Origin of the sequence: Flaviaesturariibacter aridisoli, from assembly GCF_004343705.1 — a bacterium.
GTDB classification, from domain to species: domain Bacteria; phylum Bacteroidota; class Bacteroidia; order Chitinophagales; family Chitinophagaceae; genus Flavisolibacter; species Flavisolibacter aridisoli.
Map to the genome: position 1 here is coordinate 1 of NZ_SKFH01000050.1, position 25,537 is coordinate 25,537.

General features: G+C 58.0%; 28 protein-coding genes. 19 read left to right on the forward strand and 9 right to left on the reverse strand.

What is annotated here, in order from left to right:
• Window positions 1–65 precede the first annotated feature (65 nt).
• A complete protein-coding gene (locus E0486_RS17380; RefSeq protein WP_131854145.1) occupies window positions 66–644 on the reverse strand; it encodes a fasciclin domain-containing protein in 579 nt (192 codons plus the stop codon).
• A 145-nt stretch (window positions 645–789) separates the two neighbouring features.
• Here E0486_RS17380 and E0486_RS17385 point away from each other — a divergent pair, with 145 nt between their 5' ends.
• On the forward strand, window positions 790–1,209 hold the full coding sequence (locus E0486_RS17385) for an EVE domain-containing protein (protein WP_131854147.1): 420 nt from the start codon (window positions 790–792) through the stop codon (window positions 1,207–1,209).
• 97 nt (window positions 1,210–1,306) lie between these two features.
• Window positions 1,307–1,708 (forward strand): hypothetical protein, encoded by a 402-nt coding sequence (locus E0486_RS17390; protein WP_131854149.1) that lies wholly within the window; start codon window positions 1,307–1,309, stop codon window positions 1,706–1,708.
• On the opposite strand, the gene E0486_RS17395 is transcribed toward E0486_RS17390, so the two are convergent.
• On the reverse strand, window positions 1,702–2,607 hold the full coding sequence (locus E0486_RS17395; RefSeq protein ID WP_131854151.1) for a CPBP family intramembrane glutamic endopeptidase: 906 nt from the start codon (window positions 2,605–2,607) through the stop codon (window positions 1,702–1,704). The genes E0486_RS17390 and E0486_RS17395 overlap by 7 nt on opposite strands.
• Window positions 2,604–2,969, reverse strand: a complete 366-nt coding sequence (locus E0486_RS17400) for a VOC family protein (protein WP_131854153.1) — start codon at window positions 2,967–2,969, stop codon at window positions 2,604–2,606. The genes E0486_RS17395 and E0486_RS17400 overlap by 4 nt, the downstream gene beginning before the upstream one ends.
• Before the next feature lie 66 nt (window positions 2,970–3,035).
• Between E0486_RS17400 and E0486_RS17405 the strand changes: the two genes are divergently transcribed.
• The 3 genes from E0486_RS17405 to E0486_RS17415 all read left to right on the forward strand — a co-directional run bounded on the left by E0486_RS17405 (window position 3,036) and on the right by E0486_RS17415 (window position 5,442).
• Window positions 3,036–3,416 carry a hypothetical protein gene (locus E0486_RS17405; RefSeq protein WP_131854155.1) on the forward strand — a complete coding sequence of 127 codons (381 nt, stop codon included), beginning with the start codon at window positions 3,036–3,038 and terminating at the stop codon, window positions 3,414–3,416.
• 77 nt (window positions 3,417–3,493) lie between these two features.
• Window positions 3,494–3,976: a GAF domain-containing protein gene (locus E0486_RS17410; RefSeq protein ID WP_131854157.1), complete on the forward strand. Its 483-nt coding sequence runs from the start codon at window positions 3,494–3,496 to the stop codon at window positions 3,974–3,976.
• Window positions 3,977–4,068: 92 nt separating this feature from the next.
• Window positions 4,069–5,442, forward strand: a complete 1,374-nt coding sequence (locus E0486_RS17415; protein ID WP_131854159.1) for a S41 family peptidase — start codon at window positions 4,069–4,071, stop codon at window positions 5,440–5,442.
• 55 nt (window positions 5,443–5,497) lie between these two features.
• Here the strand turns inward: E0486_RS17415 and E0486_RS17420 are convergent, their stop codons facing one another.
• Window positions 5,498–5,728 (reverse strand): hypothetical protein, encoded by a 231-nt coding sequence (locus tag E0486_RS17420; RefSeq protein ID WP_131854161.1) that lies wholly within the window; start codon window positions 5,726–5,728, stop codon window positions 5,498–5,500.
• 103 nt (window positions 5,729–5,831) lie between these two features.
• On the opposite strand from E0486_RS17420, the gene E0486_RS17425 reads away from it, so the two are divergent.
• The 3 genes from E0486_RS17425 to E0486_RS17435 all read left to right on the forward strand — a co-directional run bounded on the left by E0486_RS17425 (window position 5,832) and on the right by E0486_RS17435 (window position 7,151).
• Window positions 5,832–6,050: a hypothetical protein gene (locus tag E0486_RS17425; RefSeq protein ID WP_131854163.1), complete on the forward strand. Its 219-nt coding sequence runs from the start codon at window positions 5,832–5,834 to the stop codon at window positions 6,048–6,050.
• Window positions 6,051–6,059: 9 nt separating this feature from the next.
• On the forward strand, window positions 6,060–6,260 hold the full coding sequence (locus E0486_RS17430) for a hypothetical protein (protein WP_131854165.1): 201 nt from the start codon (window positions 6,060–6,062) through the stop codon (window positions 6,258–6,260).
• Window positions 6,261–6,347: 87 nt separating this feature from the next.
• Window positions 6,348–7,151 carry a class I SAM-dependent methyltransferase gene (locus E0486_RS17435; protein ID WP_131854167.1) on the forward strand — a complete coding sequence of 268 codons (804 nt, stop codon included), beginning with the start codon at window positions 6,348–6,350 and terminating at the stop codon, window positions 7,149–7,151.
• A 135-nt stretch (window positions 7,152–7,286) separates the two neighbouring features.
• Here E0486_RS17435 and E0486_RS17440 read toward each other — a convergent pair whose 3' ends face one another.
• Window positions 7,287–7,538 carry a hypothetical protein gene (locus E0486_RS17440; protein ID WP_131854169.1) on the reverse strand — a complete coding sequence of 84 codons (252 nt, stop codon included), beginning with the start codon at window positions 7,536–7,538 and terminating at the stop codon, window positions 7,287–7,289.
• A gap of 84 nt (window positions 7,539–7,622) precedes the next feature.
• On the opposite strand from E0486_RS17440, the gene prfB reads away from it, so the two are divergent.
• The 7 genes from prfB to coaD all read left to right on the forward strand — a co-directional run bounded on the left by prfB (window position 7,623) and on the right by coaD (window position 14,247).
• A protein-coding gene (gene prfB / locus E0486_RS17445; RefSeq protein WP_131854171.1) for a peptide chain release factor 2 occupies window positions 7,623–8,715 on the forward strand; the annotation gives its coding sequence in 2 pieces (ribosomal slippage) (window positions 7,623–7,682 and window positions 7,684–8,715; 1,092 coding nt in all).
• A gap of 102 nt (window positions 8,716–8,817) precedes the next feature.
• Window positions 8,818–10,467, forward strand: a complete 1,650-nt coding sequence (gene pruA, locus E0486_RS17450) for an L-glutamate gamma-semialdehyde dehydrogenase (protein WP_131854173.1) — start codon at window positions 8,818–8,820, stop codon at window positions 10,465–10,467.
• A gap of 96 nt (window positions 10,468–10,563) precedes the next feature.
• Window positions 10,564–11,157 carry a porin family protein gene (locus E0486_RS17455; RefSeq protein ID WP_131854175.1) on the forward strand — a complete coding sequence of 198 codons (594 nt, stop codon included), beginning with the start codon at window positions 10,564–10,566 and terminating at the stop codon, window positions 11,155–11,157.
• 142 nt (window positions 11,158–11,299) lie between these two features.
• Entirely contained in the window at window positions 11,300–11,968 is a 669-nt protein-coding gene (locus E0486_RS17460) for a porin family protein (RefSeq protein ID WP_165917400.1), read from the forward strand.
• A gap of 174 nt (window positions 11,969–12,142) precedes the next feature.
• Window positions 12,143–12,673 (forward strand): bifunctional pyr operon transcriptional regulator/uracil phosphoribosyltransferase PyrR, encoded by a 531-nt coding sequence (gene pyrR / locus E0486_RS17465; RefSeq protein WP_131854179.1) that lies wholly within the window; start codon window positions 12,143–12,145, stop codon window positions 12,671–12,673.
• Between the two features lie 41 nt (window positions 12,674–12,714).
• Window positions 12,715–13,641 (forward strand): aspartate carbamoyltransferase catalytic subunit, encoded by a 927-nt coding sequence (locus E0486_RS17470; RefSeq protein WP_131854181.1) that lies wholly within the window; start codon window positions 12,715–12,717, stop codon window positions 13,639–13,641.
• 126 nt (window positions 13,642–13,767) lie between these two features.
• Window positions 13,768–14,247, forward strand: coding sequence for a pantetheine-phosphate adenylyltransferase (coaD, locus tag E0486_RS17475; RefSeq protein ID WP_131854184.1), 480 nt, complete (start codon window positions 13,768–13,770; stop codon window positions 14,245–14,247).
• Here the strand turns inward: coaD and E0486_RS17480 are convergent.
• On the reverse strand, window positions 14,236–14,814 hold the full coding sequence (locus tag E0486_RS17480; protein ID WP_131854186.1) for an NUDIX hydrolase: 579 nt from the start codon (window positions 14,812–14,814) through the stop codon (window positions 14,236–14,238). The two genes, coaD and E0486_RS17480, sit on opposite strands and share 12 nt — an antisense overlap.
• Window positions 14,815–14,855: 41 nt before the next feature.
• On the opposite strand from E0486_RS17480, the gene pyrE reads away from it, so the two are divergent.
• Window positions 14,856–15,491 carry an orotate phosphoribosyltransferase gene (gene pyrE, locus E0486_RS17485; protein ID WP_131854188.1) on the forward strand — a complete coding sequence of 212 codons (636 nt, stop codon included), beginning with the start codon at window positions 14,856–14,858 and terminating at the stop codon, window positions 15,489–15,491.
• 24 nt (window positions 15,492–15,515) lie between these two features.
• Window positions 15,516–15,884: a heavy-metal-associated domain-containing protein gene (locus E0486_RS17490; protein ID WP_131854190.1), complete on the forward strand. Its 369-nt coding sequence runs from the start codon at window positions 15,516–15,518 to the stop codon at window positions 15,882–15,884.
• Window positions 15,885–15,904: 20 nt separating this feature from the next.
• Here the strand turns inward: E0486_RS17490 and E0486_RS17495 are convergent, their stop codons facing one another.
• On the reverse strand, window positions 15,905–16,381 hold the full coding sequence (locus tag E0486_RS17495; protein WP_131854192.1) for a hypothetical protein: 477 nt from the start codon (window positions 16,379–16,381) through the stop codon (window positions 15,905–15,907).
• Between the two features lie 743 nt (window positions 16,382–17,124).
• On the opposite strand from E0486_RS17495, the gene E0486_RS17500 reads away from it, so the two are divergent.
• Together E0486_RS17500 and E0486_RS17505 are read left to right on the forward strand one after the other, a co-directional pair.
• The gene (locus E0486_RS17500) at window positions 17,125–22,269 is read left to right on the forward strand and encodes a PKD domain-containing protein (protein WP_131854194.1); all 5,145 of its coding nucleotides are present in this window, start codon (window positions 17,125–17,127) and stop codon (window positions 22,267–22,269) included.
• Between the two features lie 6 nt (window positions 22,270–22,275).
• The gene (locus E0486_RS17505) at window positions 22,276–23,298 is read left to right on the forward strand and encodes a PorP/SprF family type IX secretion system membrane protein (RefSeq protein ID WP_131854196.1); all 1,023 of its coding nucleotides are present in this window, start codon (window positions 22,276–22,278) and stop codon (window positions 23,296–23,298) included.
• Between the two features lie 142 nt (window positions 23,299–23,440).
• Here E0486_RS17505 and E0486_RS17510 read toward each other — a convergent pair whose 3' ends face one another.
• The gene (locus E0486_RS17510) at window positions 23,441–25,126 is read right to left on the reverse strand and encodes a M56 family metallopeptidase (protein WP_131854198.1); all 1,686 of its coding nucleotides are present in this window, start codon (window positions 25,124–25,126) and stop codon (window positions 23,441–23,443) included.
• 1 nt (window position 25,127) lies between these two features.
• The gene (locus E0486_RS17515) at window positions 25,128–25,511 is read right to left on the reverse strand and encodes a BlaI/MecI/CopY family transcriptional regulator (protein WP_131854200.1); all 384 of its coding nucleotides are present in this window, start codon (window positions 25,509–25,511) and stop codon (window positions 25,128–25,130) included.
• Between the last annotated feature and the right edge of the window lie 26 nt (window positions 25,512–25,537).

A 25,537-nucleotide genomic window follows, 5' to 3' on the forward strand; every position in this document is an offset into this window, starting at 1 on the left:
GGGGTGATCGGAATTAATTCCGATCACCCCACTTCCGACTTCGCATTTCCGACTTCCGGACTTGCTTACGGCATGAGAACCTTGTCGATCGCGTGTATCACGCCATTGCTTTGGTACACGTTAGGGATGGTGATCGCAGCGGTGCCGCCTTTCTCATCTTTTACCCACCATTTGCCGGACGCGTCTTTCATGATCCACAGCTTCGCGCCCTGCACCGTAGTCAGTTCGGCCTTTCCGCCGTTTTTGCGCATCTTCCTCTCGAGGTCTTTGCTGTCGAGGCGGCCGGGCACTACGTGGTACGTAAGGATGCTCGTGAGCAGCGCCTTGTTTTCGGGCTTTACCAGGTTCTCCACGGTGCCGGCGGGCAGCTTGCTGAAGGCCGAATTGGTCGGCGCAAATACCGTGAAGGGGCCTTTCCCCTGCAGTGTTTCCACCAGGCCGGCGGCCTTCACTGCTGCTACCAGCGTCGTGTGGTCGGAAGAATTGACCGCGTTCTCTACAATGTTCCGGCTCGGGTACATCGCCGCTCCGCCGACCATTACGGTCTTTTCTTTCATCGAAGCATGCGTGGCGTTCTGGGCGAACGACGAAAAGGACAATACAAGGCCGGTCAGCAGCAAGGCTGCATTTTTCAGTTGCTTCATACTAAAGTTTTTTGAAGGGTTGAGTGGGTTTCGTACCGGTTTCCGGTGAATCCCGTTGTGCATTAAATACGACGGCCTGTTGCCGTTGGATTTGCGGGGCCAGATTTTTTTTCTGCGCTAATTTAGCCGCCCAAGCAACCTGACTATGGCATACTGGCTCATCAAATCCGAACCCTTCAAGTACAGCTGGGAGCAATTCGAGCAAGACGGACAAACCTTTTGGGACGGCGTGCGCAACTACGCGGCGCGCAACAACCTGCGCGCGATGAAGCGTGGCGACCAGTTGTTTTTTTACCACAGCAATGAAGGCCTCGAGATCGTCGGCATTGCCAAGGTGGTGAAGGAAGCTTATCCCGATCCCACCACCGACGAAGACGCCTGGGTGGTGGTGGACGTAGCGCCGGTAAAGCGCTTGAAGGTTCCTGTTAGCCTGAAGACGATCAAGGCCGATCCGCGCCTCGCCAACATGGCGCTCCTGCGCCTGGGCCGCCTGTCGGTGGCCCCCGTTACCGATGAGGAGTGGGCCATTGTGCTGGAGCATGCGGGTACCAAAGCGAAAAAATAGGAGGTCGTCTTTTGCATTCCGTTAAGGTTACTTTTCGCGCGGCGGGGTATCAAGAAGTGCAGCTGCACAATCATCTCTTATTCAAAAAAACAACGTTATGAAAAGCATACTCCCGGCCATTGCCGGCACGATCCTTTTTGCCTCCGTTTTCGCCTCCTGCAGCTGGCTCAACCGCAAAGCCGAACCCCACTCCGATATCGCCGGCACCTGGCGATTGGATTCGGTGGTGGATAAAAACGACAGCGTCAATCCGTTGCCGGCGGTGCTGGTAGCCATGGCCGCCGGCGACACCGTGCCGGTTACCTACCGGTTCACCGCCGACAGCTTGCATGTTGTCAGCGGCTCCGACGTATTCGAGTCGGCGCCTTACCGCTACGAGAAACCGCAGATCACGATCCTCGATTCATCAAAGGAGCAAATGCAGGTAAGCCGTCCTTCCGACAGTGTGCTGGTGCTCCGCACGAGCGACTCGTCGCGGATGTTCTTTACCCGTCAATAACCGAAAAGGTCCGGCCGGAGCTGGTGGCCGATCGTGCCACCCAGCTCCATCAGCCAGGCAATGCCCAGGTGCACGAGCAGCCCGCCCCAGATGCTGCGCGTGTGCAGCGTCACCACACCCAGCAGCAACCCGCCAAAGAAGGAGCTGATGCATTCGCCGAGCGGCTTGCCGAAGTGGATCGTACAGTAGAAAAGCGCCATCGGCAGCAGCGCCGCCGAACCTGCGTAGCGCGCGAACGCCAGCACGAGAAAACCCCGGAAGAACAGTTCGATGGTAACAAAGTCGGAGCCGTACGACAGCTCGTACAGCAGCTTTCCGCCCGGGCCGGACTGCCGAACCGCGTCCAGGTGCTGCCACTTGGGGTATACGGCCAGGAAATCGGGCTGCAGGGAAGCCAGCGCCACCAGTGGTACCATGAAGAGCAGCATAGCGCCATAGGGCCGTAATAGCGAGCCGCCGGACGCAGTGCCATAAAATGGAATATCGGGGTGGTAATGGCGCCAGAGCGCATAGAGACTGCCGCCGATCAGCAGGAGCTTGAACGGGTAGTAGCAGATCGTTTGCCAGAAGTCGAAGCCGCGTGGAAAGGGCAGGGGCAGGGCCAGCTTCACCGCGAAGATGGCGGGCGCCAGCAGCAGGAGCATGCGAAAAGGGGCGCCGCGCCCACCGGGAAGCCGGCCGCAACAACGATAAAGAAGATACGGGCTCCAGAAGGCAAGGGCGAACAGTCCATACCAGGCGGCCAACCGTAATAATACGGGAAGCTGCATCACCCGGGGCTCGAGGCCGTAGTGGTAATTGCAATAAACAAGCAGCAGCGCCAGCAATACCGTCGGCGCCGCAACTAGTAGCGGCAGCGTACGGATGTAGGTGCGGAGGCCCTGCAAAAGTTTCTTCATGAAGGTTGTTCTTGGCCGAATTGCAGAATGAATCCATTGAGGTCGCGAATGGCGAATTCACGCATGCCCCAGGGGAAGGTTTCAATCGGGTATACGATCTCGCAGTCGTCCTTCAGCCGTTCCCACCAGGCCGCTGCATCCCTGGTGTTGAAATAAAATGATCCGGTGAACAGGGGACCACTGTATGGCATATGCGCGGGTGGGCGTGCCAGCATCAGTTCAACGCCGTCGCGACCAAGGCTGGCCCATTGCCAGTCTTCGGAAGATTCCAGTTCGGAAAAGCCCAGTGTCGCTATATACCAATCGGAGGCAGCCCGGACGTCGGGGACCCAAAGCAGCGGACGCAGGTGCAGCAATTTCATCGCAACAAGATTTTAACCTCCATTAACCGAAAGGGCTGCTAACTTACGTCTTCAAACTAAAGCGCCATGAAAAAGCTTGTACTCCTGCTGGCCCTCACTGCCGGCATTTCCTCGACCTCGCTCTTCGCACAGGAGCAGCGCGACCCCGCGCAAATGGCCCAGCGCATGAAAGAGCGCATGAAGCCGCAGCTGATCGAAAAAACGAAGCTCTCCGACGCCGACGCCGAAAAGGTCATGGACCTGATTATCGAGCAGCGCCAGCAGATGCGCGGCTTCCGCGAGCTGTCGCAGGAAGATCGCGTTAAGCGAATGGACGAACTCAACGGCATCCTGGAAAAGAAACTCTCGGTTATCCCGCTCAACCCCGACCAGGTGAAGACCGTCATGGTTTTCCTGGAGGAGCAGCGCCAGCAAATGCGCAACCGCCAGAATGGCGGCGGTCGCTGATCCCTCATAAACCCCTTGTTAAAGCTGCCCCAAGGGGCAGCTTTTTCGTTTTACCTTGCAGCCCTTAACGCAACACCATGGCCGAAGACCTGCAGATCGCCAGCGGCACCCGCGCCGAACAATACGAAGCCCTCATCCCCCAGATCAAAGGCCTTCTCGAAGGTGAGCCCGACCTCGTGGCCAACCTCGCCAATGTAGCTGCCGCCCTCAAAGAGCAGTTTGGCTGGCTCTGGACCGGCTTTTACCTCGTAAAGGGTGAGGAGCTTGTACTCGGACCCTTCCAGGGCCCGGTTGCCTGTACGCGCATCCGAAAGGGCCGCGGCGTTTGTGGCAGCAGCTGGGCACAGGCCCGAACCCTGGTGGTGCCCGACGTTGAAAAGTTTCCCGGCCACATCGCCTGCAGTTCGCTGTCGCGCTCCGAGATCGTGGTACCCATGCTGCACGACGGAGCCGTTTGGGGTGTGCTCGACGTGGACAGCACCGACCTGTCCACCTTCGACGAAACCGACCAGCGCTACCTCGAAGCGATCGTGAAGCTCATCCCTTTTGCATCATTTTAATATTTGGTGAGGGACCTGTTAAAAGGAGTGGGGAAAAGGATTTCGCGCCCTGTTTTTGCTGTTAGGCGCGCACAACAATCTTCCTACGAAATATGCCTTTTCCGAAATTCCTGACCTCTGCCTTGGTCCTGTTGGCCGCAGGGGCCCTGGCCTCCTGCAAAAAGACCGATCTCGTTGCGAACAACTTTACCAGTAATGGTTCTGCCTCCCCCGTAACCGCCACCTACCGCGACACGGCTGTAGCGTATGCGCGGGAGATCTACCTCTGGAATGACCAGATTCCCACCTCGTTCAGCGGCGCCTCCTACAGCGATATCAATGCCCTCATGACCGGCCTGCGCCAATACAGCCAGGAGTCGGGCTTCAGCGGTCCCGTAGACAAGTGGAGCTTTGCCGTTCCGAAAGCCGAGTGGGACCACGTAAGCGGCGGCACCGCCACCGGTGACTTCGGCTTTAGCGTGTTCTTTCGCAGCGCTTCCGACCTCCGCGTAAAGCACGTGGAAGTGGAGTCGCCCGCGGGCCTGGCCGGCGTTCGCCGCGGCTGGCGCGTGGTCAAGATCAACGGATCAAGCAATATTTCAACCGCCAATACCGATTACGTGGTGCAGAACGTGTTCCAGAGCGCTAATACCACCTTCACCTTCGCGAAGCCCGACAACAGCCAGGTAACCCTGTCGCTGAATGCCAGTACCTACCGGGAACATCCCATCATCAAAGACACGGTGCTGCAGGAAGGCGGGCGGAAGATCGGCTACTTTGCCTTCAACTCCTTTATGGGCGACAGCCTCACCGTACTTGGCGGCTTCCGCACGGCATTCTCGCGTTTCGTCAGTGCCGGCGTCAACGACCTCGTGGTGGACCTTCGTTACAACGGCGGCGGTTATGTGTACATGCAGGAAGCGCTGGCCAACTACATCGCCCCGATGTCGGCCAACGGAAGCGTGATGATGAAGCAACAGTTCAATGCCCGCAACAGCGCCTACAACGAGACGACGAACTTCCACAAGCTCGGCGCCCTCAACCTTCCCCGCGTGATCTTTATTGTCAGTAAAAGCACTGCTTCGGCTTCGGAACTGCTGATCAATAACCTGAAACCCTACATGGAGACTGTGCTTGTGGGCCCCGGCGCTACACACGGCAAGCCGGTCGGCTTCTTCCCGATACCGGTGCAGGATTGGTACATCTTCCCGGTTTCTTTCCGCACCGTTAACCGCAACGGGGAAGGCAATTACTTCAACGGGCTGCCCGTCAATGCGACCATTGCCGACGGTCTGGACAAGGATTGGGGTGATCCCGCGGAAGCCAGCCTGTCTGCGGCCATCAATTACGCCGTGAATGGTACCTTCCGGGTTGCCGGACGCAGCAGTGATGCGCCCTCGGCCGATGGCAGCCTGAATGCCGTCAACAGCCGCCTCGAGCGCCCCGGCATCCGCGGTACGTTTGACACCCGCGGCCTTCGCCACTAGTCGTTTCACCCTTAACCATAACAAAAATCCCCCGCGCTCCGGCAAAGGGGATTTTTTATGGGTGGCGACGCCGCCCGCAGCCTTTTTTCTTCCGGCTGGCGGGCTTGCGCGGCGCTTTTTTCAGGCTGTCGTCGGTGATGCGGGTCTTATCGTGTACGTAAAGGTCTGCCTTACCGCTTTGCTCCTTGCGGTCGGGGCGCCGGGCGGCATCGTCCACGGGCTTGCTCTGGGCTTCGGCACGGCCCAGCAGGAGGGTAGCCAGGAGCAGGAGAAAGGGGTATTTCATGGTTTTTCTTTGGCAAAAGACGTGCGCAAGGCGCCGGCGGTGGCCTGTGGCATTGTGAAAAGCGGAATGGCACAGTATTTCGGGAAAGGGAGAAAAAGCAGTTATGGAAGCACGCAACAACCCGGCCGGCGGTGGTGGCCGGCACGAACACCCGCTACGCCGCGAGATCCCGCAGAGCGAGCAGGAAGCCGCCCGTGTAGCCCACGAAGAAGCCGAGCACGACATCGCCGAAGATCCCGACTTCGCCCCCGGTAGCCCCAACGACGACCTCGACGAAGGCGAATCGGCCCGCCTCGGGGAAGACATCACTGGGATCATTTAAACGATCGCTATGAATGAACGCAGGAATTCCGATAGGAGCGAAGAGGCCAGCAAGTTGCCCGACGAAGCGTCCACGCAGGAACTGCGCGCGCAGGAGAGCGCTGGTCATTCCGAACAGGGCGTGCACGCCCGGGTTGACCCGCCCCACGACGACGATGGCGCCGACAACAAGCTGAGCACTTCGCTGGATGAGGATTCGGCAGTGAAGTAGTGGCTACGGCGTGTTGCTCAACCGGCGGGTGGCGGCATTCCCATTGCCGGCTCCCGGAGGCCCCGCCCGGGCACTTAACTTTGTGGCATGTCCAGCGCTTCGGCTTACACCGGCAACATCCCACACCATTATGAACAATACCTCGGGCCGATCCTGTTTGAGCCCTATGCCGCCGACCTGGCGGCCCGGGTGACGTCGCATACGCGGAGCCTGCTGGAGCTCGCCTGCGGCACGGGCCGGGTGACCCAGCACCTCGACCGGCGCCTGGCGGCGTCCGCGCGGCTGGTAGCCACCGACCTCAACCGCGACATGCTGCACCTGGCCCGAAGCATTGTATTCAGCCCCCGTGTGGAATGGATGGAAGTGGATGCGCAGCACCTTCCGTTCGGCGATGCGCTCTTTGATGTGGTGCTTTGCCAGTTCGGGGTCATGTTCTTTGCCGACAAGCTCGCAGCCTTCCGCGAGGTATACCGCGTGCTGGAGCCGCGGGGTCGTTTTTTGTTCAACACCTGGGATGGCTATTTCGCCAACCCGCGCGCGGCGCTGCTGATGCGGGTGATGAACGAGGAACTCGGCGCACGCGCGCCCGACCTGCTTTCGACCGGACCTTACAGCTTTCACAACCAGGCGCAGATCGTGCTGCTGCTCGAAGAGGCCGGTTTTCATTCGATACGCCTCGAAACCGTAGCGCGCAAAGCGCAGTACACCGATCCCAACGAGCTCGTGGAGGGCTTCGTGGAAGGCTCGCCGGTAGGCGCCTACCTCGATCGCCTCGACCGCAGCCTGCGCCCGAAGATCAAAGCGCGCCTGCATGCCGCGCTCGGAGAGCAGTTGGCCACTTACGGCCACGACGTGCCTATGCAGGCCATCGTGGTGGAAGCAGTGAAGTAGGAGGATAGTGGAGCTCGGCTCCCCCTGCGTAGGCAGTAGCTACGCGCGGTAACAAGACTGCAGCTGAGCGGAAGCAAAAACAGCGACTTGGGTGAAAGGGAAAAAAAGAGGCCACCGTTGGGGGGCCTTTATGCGTCAGGTAGTTTTTTCAGAAAAAAGCTGTTCGAGGAGGTCCTCGTTGTATTGCTGAATTTCGAGTTGCCGGAATTGCCGGTAGAACCAGGCGCACACGCCCAGCGATAACACGAAGCTGATCTCATTGATCCGCGCTACAATCATATCTCCGATCGCCATGGTAAGGGTGTTTCCGGAAAAAGTGCAAAAGCCCTGCCAGTCTTCGGCGGCGCTCAGAGGAACAACCGGTTGCGCACCGGGGCTGAAGTTCATCCACCCGGTTGAAAGTGAAACAGACGTACAAAACTCATCACCCCATTAGCAGATTACCCCATTACCCCATTATCTTTGCGCCCTATGACACAAGAAGCGATTAAAGATATGAGGGACCGCGTCGTTGTCCTGAGGAGGTTTCTTTGACGTCGAGAACCGACGCCATAAGATAACCCAGGACAAACAACTGTCCCTGTCGCCCGGATTCTGGGACGACAATGCCCGCGCGACGGGTGTACTGAAAGAAATCAAGGTCAACGAATACTGGATCGGCCTTTACGAGACCGTGGAAGGCGCCGTGGAAGACTTTGCCGTACTGTTCGAATTCTGGAAGGAAGGAGAGGGTACGGAAGAGGACGTGCGCGCCGCCTACGAAAAGTCGCTGGCCGCCATTGAAGATGCCGAGTTCAAGAGCACGCTCAACCAGCCCGAAGACGAGCTGCCGGCGGTGCTGCAGATCAACTCGGGCGCCGGCGGCACCGAAAGCCAGGACTGGGCCGAAATGCTCGCCCGCATGTACCGCATGTATGGTGAAAAGCAGGGCTGGTCGGTTACGGAGCTCGATTGGCAGGACGGCGACGGGGCCGGTATCAAAACCGCCACGTACCAGTTCGACGGACCCTTTGCCTACGGATTCCTCAAGGCCGAAAGCGGCGTGCACCGCCTGGTGCGCATCTCGCCCTTCGACTCGAACGCCCGCCGGCACACGTCCTTCGTATCCGTGTTCGTGTACCCGCTCGTAGACGATTCGATCGAGATCGAGATCAAGCCTGCCGACATCAAGATGGAAACATCGCGAAGCGGCGGCGCCGGTGGTCAGAACGTGAACAAGGTGGAAACGAAAGTTCAGCTCACCCACATACCGACGGGTATCGTCGTGGTGTGCCAGCAGGATCGTTCGCAGTTGGGCAACCGTGAGCGCGCGATGGAAATGCTCCGCAGCCGCCTTTACGAGATCGAATTGCGCAAGCGAAACGAAGCCAAGGACGCGGTCAACGCCAATAAGAAAAAGATCGAGTGGGGCTCCCAGATCCGCAGCTACGTTTTTCACCCGTACAAAATGATCAAGGACCACCGCACCGACTACGAAGTAGGCAACATCGGCCCGGTGATGGACGGTGAGCTCGATGGATTCATCAAGGCTTACCTGATGTCGCAGAAGGATGACGAGAGTTGAGCAAATCGGGTAATGGGGGAATTGGGTAATCGGGTAACGAGAATTACGGCAGGCCCCTCTTCCCAAGGAGCTAATCAACGAATAGACTAATAAACAACAACCATGAGCCTCGGATATTTTTCCTATCCTACACCGGCCAACGAACCGGTTTTGTCTTACGGACCCGGAACGCCGGAGCGTGCCGCGCTGAAGAAAACGCTCGCTGAACTGAAGGGGCAGCAGCTCGACGTGCCGATGTACATCGGTGGCGACGAAGTGCGTACCGGTAAGCTGGTGGCCATGCGCCCGCCGCACGAGCACCAGCACGTGCTGGGTCATTTCCACGCCGGCGATGCGTCGCACGTAACGATGGCCATCGACGCCGCGCTCGCCGCCCGCGAAAGCTGGCAGGCTATGCCCTGGGAAGACCGCGCCGGCATTTTCCTCCGTGCCGCGGACCTCATCGCCACCAAGTACCGCTTCCATATGAACGGTACCACGATGCTGGGACAAAGCAAGAACGCCTTCCAGGCGGAGATCGATGCGGCCTGCGAGCTGATCGACTTCCTGCGCTTCAACGTACACTTCCTGGGTGAAATTTACAAGCAGCAACCCGTAAGCGGACCTGGCATGCACAACCGCCTGGAATGGCGCGCCCTCGAAGGCTTCGTGCTCGCTGTGACGCCTTTCAACTTTACCGCCATCGGCGGCAACCTTCCCACGTCGGCGGCCCTCTGCGGCAACGTGGTGGTATGGAAGCCTGCCAATACACAGGTGTACTCGGCGCAGATGTTCCTGCGCATCCTGCGCGAGGCCGGCCTTCCCGACGGCGTGATCAACCTTGTATACGTAGACGGCCCGACGATCGGCCAGGTTTGCTTTGCGCACCGCGAATTCGCCGGCGTGCACTTCACCGGCTCCACGGGTGTGTTCAACCAAATGTGGAAGACCATCGGCGCCAGCGTCGGCGGCTACCGCACTTACCCGCGCATCGTAGGCGAAACGGGCGGCAAGGACTTCGTGATCGCACACAGCTCGGCATCGCCCGACGTGGTGGCTACGGCCTTGTTGCGCGGCGCTTTTGAGTACCAGGGACAAAAATGCTCCGCCGCCTCGCGTGCCTATATCCCGTCCAACATGGCCGATGAAGTAAAGCGCCTGCTGGTGGAAGGGGTGAAGAGTTTCAAGATGGGTACCGTGGAAGATTTCGGCAATTTCGTTAACGCCGTGATCGATGAAAAAAGCTTCGACCGGATTGCAAAATACATCGATGACGTGAAGGCCAACGGGGGCGCACAAGCCAACATCCTCGTGGGCGGCACCTACGACAAGTCGGTAGGCTGGTTTATCGACCCGACCATCATCGAGGCTGTAGACCCGCAATACGTAACAATGTGCGACGAGATCTTCGGCCCCGTGCTGACGATCCACGTATACGACGCCGACCGCTTTGAAGAAGCGCTGACGCTGGTGGATACCACTTCTCCCTATGCGCTCACCGGCTCCATCATTGCGCAGGACCGTGCCGCTGTAGTGCTCGCTACCGAGCGTCTGCGTCATGCCGCCGGCAACTTCTACATCAACGACAAGCCTACCGGTGCCGTGGTGGGCCAGCAGCCCTTCGGTGGCGCCCGCGCATCGGGAACCAACGACAAGGCCGGCTCACAGCTGAACCTGTACCGCTGGCTCAGCGCCCGCACCATCAAGGAAACCTTTGTCCCGCCCACCGATTACCGCTACCCGTTCCTGCGTGGCGAGAGCGAAGGCATCTGATGACAAAAGATCTACATTTGAAAAGTCCCGCGCTTGCGGGACTTTTTATTTTCATTCCGGCCCTTTTTTTGCGTAGGTGCGCGCAAACGAATCCAGATGAAAAAATTGTTTGCAGTAGTACTGCTGGCCGGTCTCGCCGGCACGGCATCGGCGCAGTTGCCCAAGTTAGGAATTAAAGGAGGTCTCAACATTGCCAACGTTGGGGGAAGCACCTTCGCCACCAGCACGCGTCTCAGCGGTCATGGCGGGGTGCTCGTGCATATTCACCTGGCGCCCTCCCTGGCATTGCAGCCCGAGGTGCTTTTTTCCGGCCAGGGCTTCAAAGAGAAGGTAACAGGCACGGAGCACACCTGGGCGTTGGACTATCTCAACGTGCCGTTTATGTTGCAGTATATGTTTGACAACGGCTTTCGTGTGGAAGCAGGTCCGCAAGTAGGGGTGGTGCTCAGCGCCAAGGTCAAAGACCCCAGCGGCGCGACCGACATTAAAAACCGCTTGAAGCAGGCCGACTTTGGGGTAGGCTTCGGGGTAAATTACCTGTCGTACTCGGGTTTGGGTATCGGGGCGCGATACAACCTCGGATTGAGCAATATCAACAAGCTTGAAGGCGGCGACCCGCTTAAAAACAGGGTGGCGCAGGTGTCGGTTTTCTACATGCTCGACCACAGTCACAAAGCAAAATCCCGCTAGCCGGGAATGGCGATTGTGCATAAAAGTTCATCGAGGCCGCAACTGCGGCCTTTTTTTTGCATAAAGGGATGCATCGAAAAACTCAACAAATATGAAAAAGATCAGCTTAGTTGCCCTGGCATGCACAGCCGCAGTATCAGTAATGGCACAAGACGGTAGCACGGGTACTGATGCAAACAAAGACTACAAACCCCTGCGCACGCCGATGGCATCGAAGGTTCGTTTCGGCATTACCGCCGGTATCAACTCTTCGAAGTTTTATTACAGCGGTTCGGGAACCAGTGGGCTGAACACTACGATGAAGGTTGGTCCCTTCGGCGGTGCTTATGTGAACCTGCCCCTGGGCAGCGTGCTGGCCATTCAGCCCGGCGTCACGTACAACATCTATGGCTCCAAGGGCAGCCTGACGAGCTCGGCTACGGTAGGCGGTGTAACCACCAGCAGCACGACCAACTTCCAGGAAGATCTGCACTACATCTCCGTGCCGGTTGCGGTACAAATCAAGCCCGGCAACACCGGCTTCTTTATCGAAGCGGGACCGCAGGCAAACTTTCTCGTAGCCGCCAAATTCAAGAACCAGACCCCTGGTTCGAACAGCGGCGACCGCGACAACAAGGACGATTATGACAACTTCGACTTCAGCGCATTCGGCGGCCTGGGGTATATAACCCGGATCGGACTTGGCTTTGAAGCAAAGTATAACGCAGGCTTCAACAATGTGTTGAACGACACGCAGGCCGGCGCCGACAATAAATGGAAGAACCGCGCCTGGACCTTTGGTCTCTTTTACAACTTCGGAGCAGCCAAGTAACCCGGTTTGAACGTTTATTGGATCAATGATAGGAAGGTCGCCGCAAGGCGGCCTTCTCTTTTGTTTCGCCAACGCGATCGTTCCTTCTTGCGAAAAACCTGCTACCAACAGATGAATCAACCAATAATCCAACAGGCCAAGGAACCATTGCCTAATTTAGCGCAAACGTTTTCTGTGAAGTCGATTCTTCCCGCCGGCCAGATGGCGCTTACGATCCAGCGGCTGGCGCACCAGTTGCTCGAAGACCCGGACCTGCTGTCGAAGACCGCGCTGATCGGCATTCAGCCGCGCGGCGTGTTTTTATCCGACCGGCTGGTGCAGGAGCTGCGCCGAGAGCCCGGTACGCCCTCCTTCGATTATGGCAAGCTCGACATCACTTTCTACCGCGACGACATCCGCCAGGGCCTGCATGTACCGGCTGCTACCGACATCGGCTTTTCAATTGAAGGCAAGCGCGTGGTCCTGGTAGACGATGTGCTGTATACCGGCCGCACCATCCGCGCCGCCCTCGACGCGCTGATGGACTTCGGCCGCCCGGCGCGCGTGGAGCTGCTCGTACTGATCAACCGCCGCTATAGCCGCGAGCTGCCGGTGCAGCCCGATTACACCGGCCGCCACATCGACTCCATCGTGTCGCAAAAGGTGAAGGTCCTGTGGGCCGAACGCGACGGGCGCGACGAGGTGCTGCTGCTCGACAATGATTAACTTCCGACTTCCATCTTCCGACCGCTTAACTTTGCGTTTTAATGGCACTTTCGACCCGACATCTGCTAGGTATCAAGGAGCTCCAGGCATCGGACATCGCAACCATTTTACAAACCGCCGACCAGTTCAAGGAGGTGTTGCAGCGGCCCATTAAAAAGGTGCCCTCGCTGCGCGACATTACCATCGTCAACCTTTTCTACGAAAATTCCACCCGCACCCGCATTTCTTTCGAGCTGGCGGAGAAGCGCCTGTCCGCCGATACCATCAACTTCAGTGCATCCGGATCTTCTGTTTCGAAAGGAGAGACCCTCCTTGATACGGTCAACAACATCCTTTCGATGAAGGTCGATATGGTGGTGATGCGCCACAGCGCCTCGGGCGCGCCGCACTTCCTGGCACAGCACATCCCGGCGGCGATCATCAACGCCGGTGATGGGATCAACGAACACCCGACGCAGGCGCTGCTCGACGCTTTTTCCATCCGCGAAAAGCTGGGTACGCTCCAGGGCGTCCGGGTAGCGATCATCGGCGACATCCTGCACAGCCGCGTGGCGCAGAGCAATATGCACCTGCTGCAGAAAGCCGGTGCCGAAGTGATCGTTTGCGGCCCGCCGACGCTTATTCCGAAATACCTTACCGAAGCTTTTGGTGTGCGCGTGGAATACAACCTGCGGCGCGCCCTCGAGTGGTGCGACGTGGCCAACGTACTTCGTATCCAGCTGGAGCGCCAGAGCCAGGTGCTTTTCTCCTCGCTGCGCGAATACAATTTATCGTACGGCATCAGCCGCCGGCTCCTGGAGAGCCTGCCGAAGCCGATCACCATCATGCACCCGGGGCCCATCAACCGTGGTGTGGAGCTCGACTCGGATGTTGCCGACGGCGAGCATTCGATCATCCTGCAACAAGTGGAAAACGGCGTGGCCGTGCGGATGGCGGTGCTGTACCTGCTGTCGAATAAGGCCGGGTAAGACCGAAGGTTTTTCACCCCCGACGATGCTGGCCTGTTTGTTTCAAAAAAACCGGGCGTACCAATTTCTTTTCTTCTCTCTTGAGCGGTTCCGACCCTTTTTTCCCTTTCTCATTACCTTCGCCCCATGCGTATTGGTTTTTTTCCCGGCACATTTGATCCCGTTACCCTCGGGCATATCGACATCGTGCAGCGCGCCCTACCGCTTTTCGACAAGCTGTTCATCGGCATCGGCGTCAACGCCAACAAGCAGCCGATGTTCCCGGCCGAGCAACGCCGCGCCTGGTTCCGCGAGATCTTCGCCAACGAGCCGAAGATCGACGCGGTGGTTTACGAAGGGCTGACGGTGGATTGCTGCAAGCTTGTCGGCGCCAACTACATTCTCCGCGGCATCCGCTACGTTTCGGATTTTGAATACGAAAAAGCCATCGCCGATATGAACCGCACCATCGACGGCGGCATCGAAACGATTTTTCTCACCTGCCTGCCGCAGTATACCTCGGTGGCATCCACGCTTGTGCGCGACGTACTGCGCTATGGCGGCGACATCAGCCGCTTTGTGCCGGAGGTGGTGCTGGAAAGCCTGCGGGCCGAATCAGCGGGCTAAGGCGGCGGTCAGCACTTCCTGCACGGCCTTGTACATTCCGGACCAACGTTCCCTTAGCCCGGACTCATCCACCCAGATGCATTCGGTGATGTCCTCTTCGGTTTGCGGCGACAGGCGGCCGGTGAAATCGGTTTCCATCAGGTACCAATGGTTTTCTTTGAGGATCCGCCGTCCTTTTTCTTCGTAGCTATGATAGGTAACGGTCAGCGGGCGCACAATGCGCAGCCCGGTGACGCCGGTTTCTTCACCCACCTCGCGCAGGGCGGCCGCTTCGGTCGACTCGTCTGGGTCGAGTTTGCCCTTGGGCAGGTCCCACCAGCCGAGGCGCCGGATCAGGAGGTACTTGCCTTCTACGTGGCGCACGGCGCCGCCGCCGGTAGGCCATACCGTGAACAGCGTTTTCCAATCGAGGTTGGAAGCAATGGCCAGCGAGCGCTCGGGCTCTTTTCCCACTGCGAAATCTTCGATGGCTTCGGCCAGCTTCTGCGGCGTAACGATGGCATGACCGGCGGTACGGCTGTCGGTAGTAAGCGTCAGCAGGCGCTCGTTGAACGTGATCTGGGGCATAAGGCGAAGGTACCGACTTCTCTTTCCGCTACCTTCGCGCCATGACCGATGCGCACGTTACCGCCGAGAAGCTGCTCCAGGCCGGAGCGGTGCGGCTCAGCCCCGGGGCGCCCTTTACCTGGGCTTCAGGTTGGAAGAGCCCGATCTATTGCGACAACCGCCGGGTGCTTTCGCAACCGTATATCCGCGATTACATTAAAAGCGAGCTCAGCAACCTCGTATTCGAACGCTTCCCCGATGCCGATGCGATCGCGGGTGTGGCCACCGCCGGCATCGCCTGGGGCGCCCTCGTGGCCGACCAGCTCAAGCTTCCTTTTCTGTACGTTCGACCAAAACCGAAAGAACACGGTCTGGGCAACCAGATTGAAGGCAGCTTTACCGAAGGACAGCAGGTCGTGGTGCTGGAAGACCTTGTTTCCACCGGGAAGAGCAGCCTGCAGGTAGTGGATGTGCTTCGAGCGGCCGGAATGGTGGTGCAGGGCATGGCCGCCATTTTTCAATATGGGTTCCCGGAAGGGAGCCGTCGTTTTGAAGAAACCGGCGTTCCCTTGTTTTCCCTGACCGATTACGCGCACCTGGTGGAGCTCGCCGGCCAGAAAGGACAGATCGGCGAGGAGGAGCGGGCTGTTTTGTTAAAGTGGCAGGAAGACCCGGCTAACTGGACCGGAGTTTCCTAAATTGGGACAAATTCCGCCGACACCATGAAAAAAATCCTGTTTCTCCTGCTGCTGGCCGTAGGTATCAGCCAGGCTTCCTTCGCGCAATCGAAGGCCATTCAGACCATCAAGATCAGTTTGCCGACCGTACAGGAGTGCGACGTTTGTAAAGAAAAGATCGAGACGTACCTGAAACGCTACGACGGTGTAGCCAGTGTAGCGGTGAACCTACGCCGGAAAGAGGCGACGATCAAATACTTCACTGACCGGATTACCGATGAGGATATCAAGGCGGCGATCGCCACGGCCGGTTTCGACGCCAACGAGGTGAAAGCAGAGCCGGACGCTTACAACCGGCTGCCCAAGTGCTGCAAGATCCCCGAAACAAAAGGAGCCGCAAAAGCAGCCCAATGATCAGATAACGACATTCGATTTTACAACCCAGCCCCGGCTGGGTTTTTTATTAGGTCGGCCGAGATGGTCTGCGTGCCCTCGTAATGGATGGGCTTGCTGATGAAGATGCCGGCCTTTCCCACCTCAACCGACCCGTCTGCCCGGAGGGTCACTGTCTTGCCCAGGAGGCCGGGCAGGTCGAATTTCAGCGCCTTCTGCAGGCCGATCGTTCCCTCCAGGGGAATCGAAAATTCCGCGTTTTTAATCACGGCTACTTCTGCCGGCTGGTGGAACTGCCCCAGGTGAACCGTATCCACCCGTACATCGATCACTGCCTCTTTGACAGTTACGCTGAAATCGTTGGGGTTGAAGTAGGTGGCCGAAAAACCCACGGTTGATTCTTCAAACCCCAGTTTCCGGACACCGAAGTTTTCCACCCGCCGGAACTCCGGATCCTTGATCCGGGTGCAGGCGGAGAGGAGTACCAGTGCCCCGATTGATACCATCCATTTTACCATAAGTCCAAAGGTAGTCAAAACCCGTGCTAAGCGCAACAAAGCACTGCGGTTATCCACTACTAAAAAATGTAGTAAAGCATCAGTTTGTCAAAACATCCAAGTTGCTATTTTTATTAGTGTTCAAAAAATAAATCAATTAATTCATTTACAGTGTATACTTGTTTAAAATTTATATTAAATATGGAAAAGTTTAAAACCGGTATTGGATTATAATGTAACCAGCGCGCCGAAACTTAAACACAGTAGTTATCGTATTGATAACTGATACATTATCAATATTTTGTAAGTTTTAATAGAATAAGTGCTTTGTTTAAAGGCATTTTTTTGACTTTTACAGATGTATCGTTATCCACATGGCTGTTTTTGCCATTCTTTTTTGTTTTCCAGCCCGACTGCTGGCTGACGGATGGATGCCCGTAAATGGGCTCTTTTGGCCCTTCCCGGCTAACCGCCCCAAAAGGGCTAATGCCGGGAGGCCGGATGCACACCTGGCTCGGATCGACTAGACCGTTTTCCACCATTGGTAAAAAAGACCGGCTGACCGTATGGAGCAGTCTGACGAAATGGCGTGACGATGGGAGGTAGTGGTCGCTGCTGCCCGGTTAAACCTTCCCGCCTCCGGCCGGTCAAATCCCCTTGTGAACCGGCCAAACACCCCTTAACAACGCATTTGTGTGAGTGGCAAAAGGGTATAGGGGTAATGTCGTAACTTGGGCCCTCATTCGAATCCCCTACGCAGGATAATGAAAAGACTAATTGCTTCCCTCTCCCTGCTCATGCTTCTATGCATGGGCCAAACCGCTCATTCTCAGGACTTTTCTAATAAAGGGAAGGAATTCTGGATCGCCTATAGCTACCATGTGGGCATGTCGGGTGGTGGCAACCCGACCATGACGCTTTACCTTACCTCCGACGTGACCACTACCTATAATGTGGAGATCTATGGGGTTGGTACCCTTGCCAGCGGTTCCATCGTGGCGGGCGCCGTGGTAAATGTCAACGTGCCTATTTCCTATGCGATCAATGGGGAAGGATCGTTTTCTCAGAAAGCCGTCCACGTAACTTCGGCCAGCCCGATCGTCGTTTACGCCTATATAACCCGTTCCGCCGCTTCCGCCGCCACCCTGTGCCTGCCGGTGGCTGTGCTCGGAAAGGAATACGTCGCCTCCTCATTTACCCAGGTTTCGAACGAGGCGAATTCCAACTCCTTCGTGACCGTCGTGGGGGTTGAAGACAACACAACCGTGGAAATCAGGCCTTCGGCCAACACCAAGAACGGGTGGCTGGCCGGTCAAACCTACCAGGTGACGCTCAACAAGGGCCAGGTATACCAGATCCTCGGTTTTGCCAACGCCTCTCAGTCTTCCGCGCAGACGTTTCTCGGCAACGACCTCAGCGGTACGTGGGTGCGATCAGTGTCTACCGGCACCGCTGGCTGCAAGCGCATCGCCGTGTTTTCGGGTTCTGGGAAGATCCGGTTGCCCAACGGCAACTGCGCCAACTCCTCCGACAACCTTTACCAGCAACTGTATCCCACCGGCACCTGGGGGAAGAAATACCTGTCGGTACCCAGCAACAACAACAATTACAACTACTACCGAGTCTACCGTAAAGACCCTTCGACACAGCTTCGTGTGAATGGCGTGTTGGTGCCGTCCTCGTCTTTCATAAATGATTATTACGAATTGCCCGGCTCCAACAACACGCCCAACCTGTTCGAGGCCGACCAGCCGATCAGCGTGGCGCAGTATTTCACCACGCAGGGCTGCGGTGGCAATTCGGCTTCGGTGCCGAACGATCCCGACATGATCATGTTGAACCCGGTGGAGCAGAACATCAATAAAGTAACGCTCGTCAGCTCCAACCTGGCGGCCGCCGAAACACCGCAGTACCCTCACCAGCATCATATTCATGTAATCATGAAAAATACGGGTACCGGGATCTCCTCGTTCCTATTTGACGGCACGCCCGTCGATCCGGCGAGCTGGATCGTGCACCCGCGCGACCCTTCGTATTCGTACGTTTACCTGAAAGACCGCGGCGCCACCACTGGCGTGCGCCAGGGCTTCCACACGCTGTCGTCCGACTCGGGCTTCCTTGCCCTTGCCTATGGCTATGCTGCTGCGGAAAGCTATGGCTACTCCGCCGGCGCCAACGTAAAGGACCTGTACCAGTTCGCTTCGATCCACAATGACTACGCTACCGTGAATTTCCCGGCTACCTGCCGCAACACGCCGTTCCGCTTTTCGATGACCTTTCCGTACCAGCCCACCCAGATCACCTGGGAGTTCAATGGTCTTTTCACCAACGTTGTCATCAACAACCCGGTGCCCGATTCCACTTACCAGGTAGGCGGGAAGACGGTGTACCGTTATACGCTTCCGAACACTTACTCGGCGCCTACCGTGGGTAACTATCCCATCCGGATCCTGGCCACTGGCGCCACGGCGGACGGTTGCGGCGGCGAACAGGAGATCAGCTACGACCTGCAGGTGCTGGAGCGCCCGCTGGCCAATTTCACCTTTACCTCCTCCGGCTGCGTTACCGACCCGGTACAGTTCACCGACGCGAGCAACGGCCAGGGGCGTCCATTCAGCCAGTTCAATTGGTTCTTTGGAAATACCGGTAATACGTCATCGGTGCAAAACCCGACCTATACCTTCCCGGGTGCCGGCAACTACCAGGTAAAGCACCTTGTGATCACCGATATCGGCTGCGTATCGGATACGGCTACCCAGGCCGTGTCGCTCAGCCAACCGCCCGTTGCCAACTTCGGCATCAGCGAACCCTATTGCGTCGGAAAGTCACTGCGCTTTACCGATACGTCGATCGCTAATGGCGGAACGCTGAGCAACTGGCAATGGAATTTCGGCGACGGCACGCCGGTAGTCAATGCGCCCACCGGTGCCGCACAGACCCACACTTATGCCACGGCCGGCACGTTTACGATCTCGTTGCAGGTGTCGGGTTCCGGCGGCTGCAAAAGCCTTGTCTTTTCGCGCACCATTGTAATTGGCAATAATCCTTTGGCTGGCTTCAGCTTCGGCAGTGCCTGTCTTCCCACCGGCGCGGTTACGTTTACCAACAGCTCCACGATCGCCGGTGGCGGCGCACTGACCTACCAGTGGAACTTTGGTCCCGCAGGCGCCAACTCCACGGCCACCAGTCCCACCTATAATTACGGCGCTGCCGGTCCTTTCAATGCCAGCCTCGTGGCTTTGGCGGCGGACGGCTGTACCGATACGGCGCGCCAGGTGGTCAATACGATCTTTGCCCGTCCTACTTCCGCGTTTACCTTACAGGCGGCGCCGGTGGCCGGCAAATACTGCCGCAATGCCAGCATCACCATGACCAGCAATGCCGGGGCGCCGGGCAGCACCGTCAGCGAGTATCATTGGGATTTTGGCGACGGCAACAGCTCGACCCAGCAGGCGCCGGTGAAAAGCTATGCGACACCGGGCACCTTTGTGGTGAAGCATTGGATCAAGTCGGCCCTTGGCTGCGAATCGGATACAACGGAGCAAACGATTACCATCGTAACCCTTCCCCGCGCCAGCTTCACCGTTGGCGCACACCGCTGCGCCGGCGACCCGATTGACCTCATTTCCAACTCCGACGCCGTTGCGCCCGGCAGCAGTATCAGCGCCTTTAGCTGGACTGCGAACACAGTGCCGCTCAACGGCCCGCAAGCCGCACAGATGGCACTAACCCCCGCAGCCGCCGTAGACCAGACGGTGCTGCTGACCGTGCAAACGGAAGCGGGTTGCACCGACGATACGACGATCCTGATCAGCGTTCACCCGAAACCGGTACCCGATTTCAACCTGCCCAATGTATGCCTGCCGGCGGGAGCGGCCACCTTTACCAACGCCACGACCATCACCGACGGCAGCATCACTACCGTCACCTACCAGTGGAGCTTTGGTGATGGGGGCCTGGCCACCACGGCGAATCCGTCGCACAATTTCAGCAGCACCGGCCCCTTTGCCATCAGCCTGACAGCTACCTCTGCCAACGGTTGTGCGGCTGTCGCGGTAAAGCAGTTGACCACTGTTTTTGCACAGCCGCAAGCTCAGTTCACTGCCAGTAGCAGCGATGCCTGCCTGGGCACCGCGTTTACCTTCACCGATGCCAGCACGGCGCCGGCTTCGGGCGTGGCCCAATGGAACTGGGATTTTGGTGATGGCAACACCTCCAGCGTTCAGAACCCCGCACATACCTTCGCCAACCCCGGAACTTTCCAGGTGACGCTCACCGTGACTTCGGCTGCAGGCTGCGTGTCGGCTACTACACCGCTGACCGTTACGGTCAACCGGCTGCCCACCGCGCAATTCACGATCGGCACCCCGATGTGCGCCACGCGTGACATTACCTTTACGGACGCTTCCGCTGCCAACTCCGGTACCCTGCAATCGTGGACCTGGGACTTCGGCGACGGCAGCAGCACTGTGAACGGGCCAGGCCCCCAGCGACATACTTATGTCGCCACGGGTAACTATGGCGTTCGCCTCACCGTTACGAACGATAAGGGCTGTATCGCCAGCATCGTGGACACGGTTCGTGTGCACCCGCTGCCGCTGGCCGGATTTGTGATTCCGGAAAACTGCCTCAGCGATCCCTTCTCCGAGTTTACAGATACGAGCCGCGTGGCCGCCCCCGATGCAATCAGCGCCTGGAACTGGAACTTCGGCGACGCCGGATCTACGCCCGCCAACAATGTATCGAACCAGCAACATCCACGGCACCGCTTCAGTACGGTAGGGCCTTTCTCCGTTTCGCTGACCGCCACAACCAACAACGGGTGCACCGACGCCATTACGCAGCAAGTCATAATCGCCGGTACCTCGCCGGTGCCTGTGCTGAAAGTGCTTCAGGGCAACGTGTGCAGCAACGACAGCGTGCGTATCAAGGACAGTTCGTGGGTGGATATCGGCCGCATTCTGCGCATCGACATCTGGTGGGACGCAAGCGACCCGTCGAGCGTACAAACAGTGCTCAACCCGACAGCCGCCACTATCTACAGTCATAAGTACCCTGAGTTGTTGAACCCCGCCACCCGGACGATGAACATCAAGCTTGTGGCCTATTCGGGCACGACCTGCGCCGTGGATGCAGCCCAGCCGCTGACGCTGCTGGCCGTGCCCGAGGTGCGCTTTGCGCCCGTTACCGGTGTTTGCGAGAACGTTCCCGCCTTTACCATCACCGAAGCTACCTGGGGCAACCAAACAACCGTCCCGGGTACCGCGGTATTCAGCGGTAGCGGTGTATCCGCGGCAGGACTTTTCACACCCACAACTGCGGGCATCGGTCTCCACCCGATCAACTTCACCGTTACCGGCAACAACGGCTGCGTGAATGATACGAGCATGTCGATCGCAGTGTATGGTGTTCCGACTGTGAGCGCCGGGCCGGACAAGTTTATCCTGGAAAGCGGCGTCGACACCCTCGAGGGAAGCGGCACCGGCAACAGCCTCCAGTTTGTATGGACGCCCGCCCGCTGGCTGAGCGACGACTCCACGGCCCGCCCGGCCGTCCGGCCCCTGGGTGACGAAACCTACACGTTGACGGTAACTTCTGCCGATGGTTGTACGAATTCCGACCAGGTGGTCGTTAAGATGCTGAAGATGCCAACGATCCCGAACGTATTTACCCCGAACGGGGATGGTGTGAACGACCGCTGGGTGATCCAGTACCTGGAAAGCTACCCCGGTGCCACGGTCGACATTTTCAACCGGTACGGGCAGCCGGTGTTCCATTCCGTGAATTACGCCACGGCCTGGGATGGCACCCTGAAGGGGCAGCCGCTGCCCACGGGCACCTATTATTACATCATCAACCCGAAGAACGGCCGTCCCCAGATGGCGGGCTTCGTGGATCTTATCCGCTAACGTACTATGAGAAAAAGCCTGTTGAGTATACTGGGAGCGGGGCTGACCCTTGCCGCGGCGGGGCAACAGCGGCCACACTATACCCAGTATATCCTGAACAACTACATCCTTAACCCCGCCCTGACGGGCGTCGAGAATTACGGCGATCTGAAATTCAGCATTCGCGACCAGTGGGCCGGTCTTAACGGTGCACCAAGGACCACCTACCTGTCGTATCACCAGCCGATCGGGAAGCAGGACTTCAAGCCTTCGCCAACCGGTTTCGGGATCCCGGGCGAAAACCCGCGCGGTGAAGAATACTGGGGCGCCTACGAAGCGTCTGCACCGCACCACGGCGTCGGCTTCGTGCTCATGAACGACCGTACCGGCAACTTGAATCGGTTTACCGCCGATGTGTCGTACGCCTACCATATGGGACTGAGCTCCAAATTGAACCTCGCGGCGGGCTTTTCGGCAGGGGTAACCAAAATGGGGTACGACCGCTCGAAGGCGACCCCCGCAGTGGCCAATGATGTGGCACTGGGCGATGTGAACGTGTATATCAGCAAGGTCCGCCCGGACCTGAACCTTGGCCTTTGGCTCTATGGCGCCGACTTCTTCGCCGGCCTGTCTGCGCAGCAGGTGATCCCGCAGAAATACGTGGTGGCCGACGATGCTTCGTTCAACAAGGGCAAGCTCGTGCCGCACCTGTTCGGCACCCTGGGCTACCGCTTTCTGCTGTCCGAAGACATCAACACAACGCCATCGGTGATGGTGAAATATGTGGCCGGCGCCTCGTTGCCGCTGCAATACGATCTCAATGTGAAGTTCCAGTACCGCGACCTGATCTGGCTGGGTGGCGGCTACCGGGTGAAAGAAGGTTACTCCGGTATGCTGGGACTGAACGTAGCCAATACGTTCAACATCAGCTATGCCTACGATTATACCACGACGGTCATCAACACGGCCAGTAAAGGCACCCACGAGCTGATGATCGGCTTCCTGCTCGGCAACCGCTACGGCGACACCTGCCCGCGCAACGTCTGGTAAATTGGTCTATTGGTTAATTGGTAAATTGGCAAGACAATACTTCGCACAGCAAAACAAGAAAGCCGCTCGTAAAGCGGCTTTCTTGTTGGTATGTATTACGTTACTAATAAACCTATAGACTAATAAACCAATAAACGTGCTCTTATAGTTTCACCGAGCCGTTCTTGTCTTTGCGTCCTTTCAGCATGTCGATTTCGGCGATCTTCTGCCGGAGTTCTTTACGCACTTTGCGCAGTTCCGCCACAGACAAATCGGGGAGGGGCGTGGCCGCGGGGCGGGCGGTGGCTACTGTTGCTTTTTCGAGCTGGGCAAGCGCCGAGCGGTAAACCGACTGCACGCTATCGAGGCGGGCGAGGGCGATCTGTTCGTTCAGCTGTCCGTTGATGCGCTCGAGGTCTACTTCACCCTGGCCATAGCCGTTCTGGAGGTTCTTCTCGAAGCGCTGCCAGTTGATAGCGTCCACCTGGCTCAGGTACTGGCGGCGGGCCACCTCGCGTTCGCCGGCGGTAAGGCCGTCGGGAAAGTTACGCTCCACTTCCGACCATTGTACTTCGAGCAGCTGGCGGGCGTTGGAAACGGCCGATTGCACCTCCGAGCGCTGCTGGTCGGTAAGACTGGCGGTGCTTTCCTGGAAAGCAACCGTGCGGTAGACCGGGATATCGACGGCTGCTTCTTCGGTTTCAACTGCCGGCGGCGGGGGCGGGGCTACGGCCACTGCTTCCTGTGCAACTGTTGAAGCGGCCTGCTCCACCAGCTGCACCGTTTCGCGTAGCGGGGCTGTGGGCGCAGGTTGGTGGTACGGTGCCAGGCTCTCATCGAGCTGCAGGAACGCATAGGGAGCGCCATTGCCGCTGTAAGCAAAAGCAGTTGCGGTACCGCGGGAGGCGATCACCAGTGAGTTGAGGGTGAAAAGCAACATCAGCGCAGCAAAGGCACCCATCAGGTGCTGCACGTTGAGGCGTTGCTTTTTCTGAACGCCTACGATCCGTTCAATGCGGTGCAACAGGTTGTTGCCCTTGGTAGCGCCCATGGCGAGGGCGGCACTGCGGTGGTTGGATTTTTCGAGCTCCAGCAGGGCCGAAGCATAGGCCACTTTGTCGTATTCGAACTGGAGCACCAGCTCATCGCAGCAGTTCTCCCGTTCGGCCTCGAGGGCGCGGATGAACAGGCGGACGAAGGGGTTGTAATAGAGGACCACATGCAGTGCCGTCACGAACAGGTTTACCAGGTAATCGTAGCGGCGGATATGCGTCAGCTCGTGGAGCAACACGGCTTCGAGCTGCGCCGGGGTCAGGTTGTTGACCGCGGCCAGCGGCACCAGGATCACGGGCTTCAGGTAGCCCACGGTCATCGGGGAGGTAACCAGGTTGGAGAGGTATACACGCACCGTTTTTCGAATGCCGATATGCGCGGCGATCTTAGCAACGAACATCCGCGTTTTCACCGGCGCCTTCGAGAGGCCGCTGCTACGGATCGCCTGGAGGTAGCGCCAGTTGCGGTATACATTGAAGGCAGGTACTACCAGCAGCAGCAGGTAGGCAACAGAGGCGGCCGTCAGAACCGTCGGAAGCACGCCGTCCGCAAAGAACGGCAGGTCCGGGAAGCTGAAGGCCGATTGCCCGTTGGTATAATAGGAGTAGAACGTCCAGCCGGCCCAGGCGGCGCCGAGCGCAAGGCTGTACACAGCCTGCAGGTAATTACGGTTGCTGTTGGGGCGGACGAAGTGCCCGGTGAACTGGTACCCACACCAAAGCAGCCCCATTTGCCAGAAGCTGTTAAGGGTCGCCCAGCCGAGGGCTTGCAGAAAAACGGACTGGCTCCAGGCCATGTTACTTGGTTTTGAGGTTATTCAGCAATTTCTGAATCTGCTCTAACTCCTCGGGGCTCGCGTTGTGCTCACCCAATGCCTGCAACACTAATTGCGTCGAAGATCCGCCAAAAAGCGAATCGATCATCTTGGTCAGTAAATGTTTCTGGGTCTTTTCCTTGTTCACGGCCGGCTGGTACACATGCGTACGCATCGACTCGTCGCGCTTTACGATGCCCTTTTCGTGCATGATCTGCATCAGCTTCAGCGTGGTGGTATAGCCCACATCCTTCGTCTTCGCGAGCTCCTCGTGCACTTCCCGAACCGTTGCAACTCCTTTCGTCCAAAGGATTTGCAGGATTTCGAGCTCGCTTTCCGTGGGTTTGATGGTTTTCGGTGCTGCCATAACTAATCTTGATTTCAAAACGAATA

Bases quoted from the DNA above. Each gene is read 5' to 3' on its own strand.
- pruA (WP_131854173.1), top strand. From the start codon at position 8,818: ATGAGCCTCGGATATTTTTCCTATCCTACACCGGCCAACGAACCGGTT.
- E0486_RS17395 (WP_131854151.1), bottom strand. From the start codon at position 2,607: ATGAAGAAACTTTTGCAGGGCCTCCGCACCTACATCCGTACGCTGCCG.
- E0486_RS17495 (WP_131854192.1), bottom strand. From the start codon at position 16,381: ATGGTAAAATGGATGGTATCAATCGGGGCACTGGTACTCCTCTCCGCC.
- E0486_RS17430 (WP_131854165.1), top strand. From the start codon at position 6,060: ATGAATGAACGCAGGAATTCCGATAGGAGCGAAGAGGCCAGCAAGTTG.
- E0486_RS17455 (WP_131854175.1), top strand. From the start codon at position 10,564: ATGAAAAAATTGTTTGCAGTAGTACTGCTGGCCGGTCTCGCCGGCACG.
- E0486_RS17410 (WP_131854157.1), top strand. From the start codon at position 3,494: ATGGCCGAAGACCTGCAGATCGCCAGCGGCACCCGCGCCGAACAATAC.
- E0486_RS17500 (WP_131854194.1), top strand. From the start codon at position 17,125: ATGAAAAGACTAATTGCTTCCCTCTCCCTGCTCATGCTTCTATGCATG.
- E0486_RS17385 (WP_131854147.1), top strand. From the start codon at position 790: ATGGCATACTGGCTCATCAAATCCGAACCCTTCAAGTACAGCTGGGAG.
- E0486_RS17490 (WP_131854190.1), top strand. From the start codon at position 15,516: ATGAAAAAAATCCTGTTTCTCCTGCTGCTGGCCGTAGGTATCAGCCAG.
- E0486_RS17390 (WP_131854149.1), top strand. From the start codon at position 1,307: ATGAAAAGCATACTCCCGGCCATTGCCGGCACGATCCTTTTTGCCTCC.
- E0486_RS17415 (WP_131854159.1), top strand. From the start codon at position 4,069: ATGCCTTTTCCGAAATTCCTGACCTCTGCCTTGGTCCTGTTGGCCGCA.
- E0486_RS17400 (WP_131854153.1), bottom strand. From the start codon at position 2,969: ATGAAATTGCTGCACCTGCGTCCGCTGCTTTGGGTCCCCGACGTCCGG.
- E0486_RS17515 (WP_131854200.1), bottom strand. From the start codon at position 25,511: ATGGCAGCACCGAAAACCATCAAACCCACGGAAAGCGAGCTCGAAATC.
- E0486_RS17480 (WP_131854186.1), bottom strand. From the start codon at position 14,814: ATGCCCCAGATCACGTTCAACGAGCGCCTGCTGACGCTTACTACCGAC.
- E0486_RS17440 (WP_131854169.1), bottom strand. From the start codon at position 7,538: ATGAACTTCAGCCCCGGTGCGCAACCGGTTGTTCCTCTGAGCGCCGCC.
- E0486_RS17425 (WP_131854163.1), top strand. From the start codon at position 5,832: ATGGAAGCACGCAACAACCCGGCCGGCGGTGGTGGCCGGCACGAACAC.
- E0486_RS17405 (WP_131854155.1), top strand. From the start codon at position 3,036: ATGAAAAAGCTTGTACTCCTGCTGGCCCTCACTGCCGGCATTTCCTCG.
- E0486_RS17420 (WP_131854161.1), bottom strand. From the start codon at position 5,728: ATGAAATACCCCTTTCTCCTGCTCCTGGCTACCCTCCTGCTGGGCCGT.
- E0486_RS17505 (WP_131854196.1), top strand. From the start codon at position 22,276: ATGAGAAAAAGCCTGTTGAGTATACTGGGAGCGGGGCTGACCCTTGCC.
- E0486_RS17435 (WP_131854167.1), top strand. From the start codon at position 6,348: ATGTCCAGCGCTTCGGCTTACACCGGCAACATCCCACACCATTATGAA.
- E0486_RS17510 (WP_131854198.1), bottom strand. From the start codon at position 25,126: ATGGCCTGGAGCCAGTCCGTTTTTCTGCAAGCCCTCGGCTGGGCGACC.
- E0486_RS17460 (WP_165917400.1), top strand. From the start codon at position 11,300: ATGGCACAAGACGGTAGCACGGGTACTGATGCAAACAAAGACTACAAA.
- E0486_RS17470 (WP_131854181.1), top strand. From the start codon at position 12,715: ATGGCACTTTCGACCCGACATCTGCTAGGTATCAAGGAGCTCCAGGCA.
- pyrE (WP_131854188.1), top strand. From the start codon at position 14,856: ATGACCGATGCGCACGTTACCGCCGAGAAGCTGCTCCAGGCCGGAGCG.
- coaD (WP_131854184.1), top strand. From the start codon at position 13,768: ATGCGTATTGGTTTTTTTCCCGGCACATTTGATCCCGTTACCCTCGGG.
- E0486_RS17380 (WP_131854145.1), bottom strand. From the start codon at position 644: ATGAAGCAACTGAAAAATGCAGCCTTGCTGCTGACCGGCCTTGTATTG.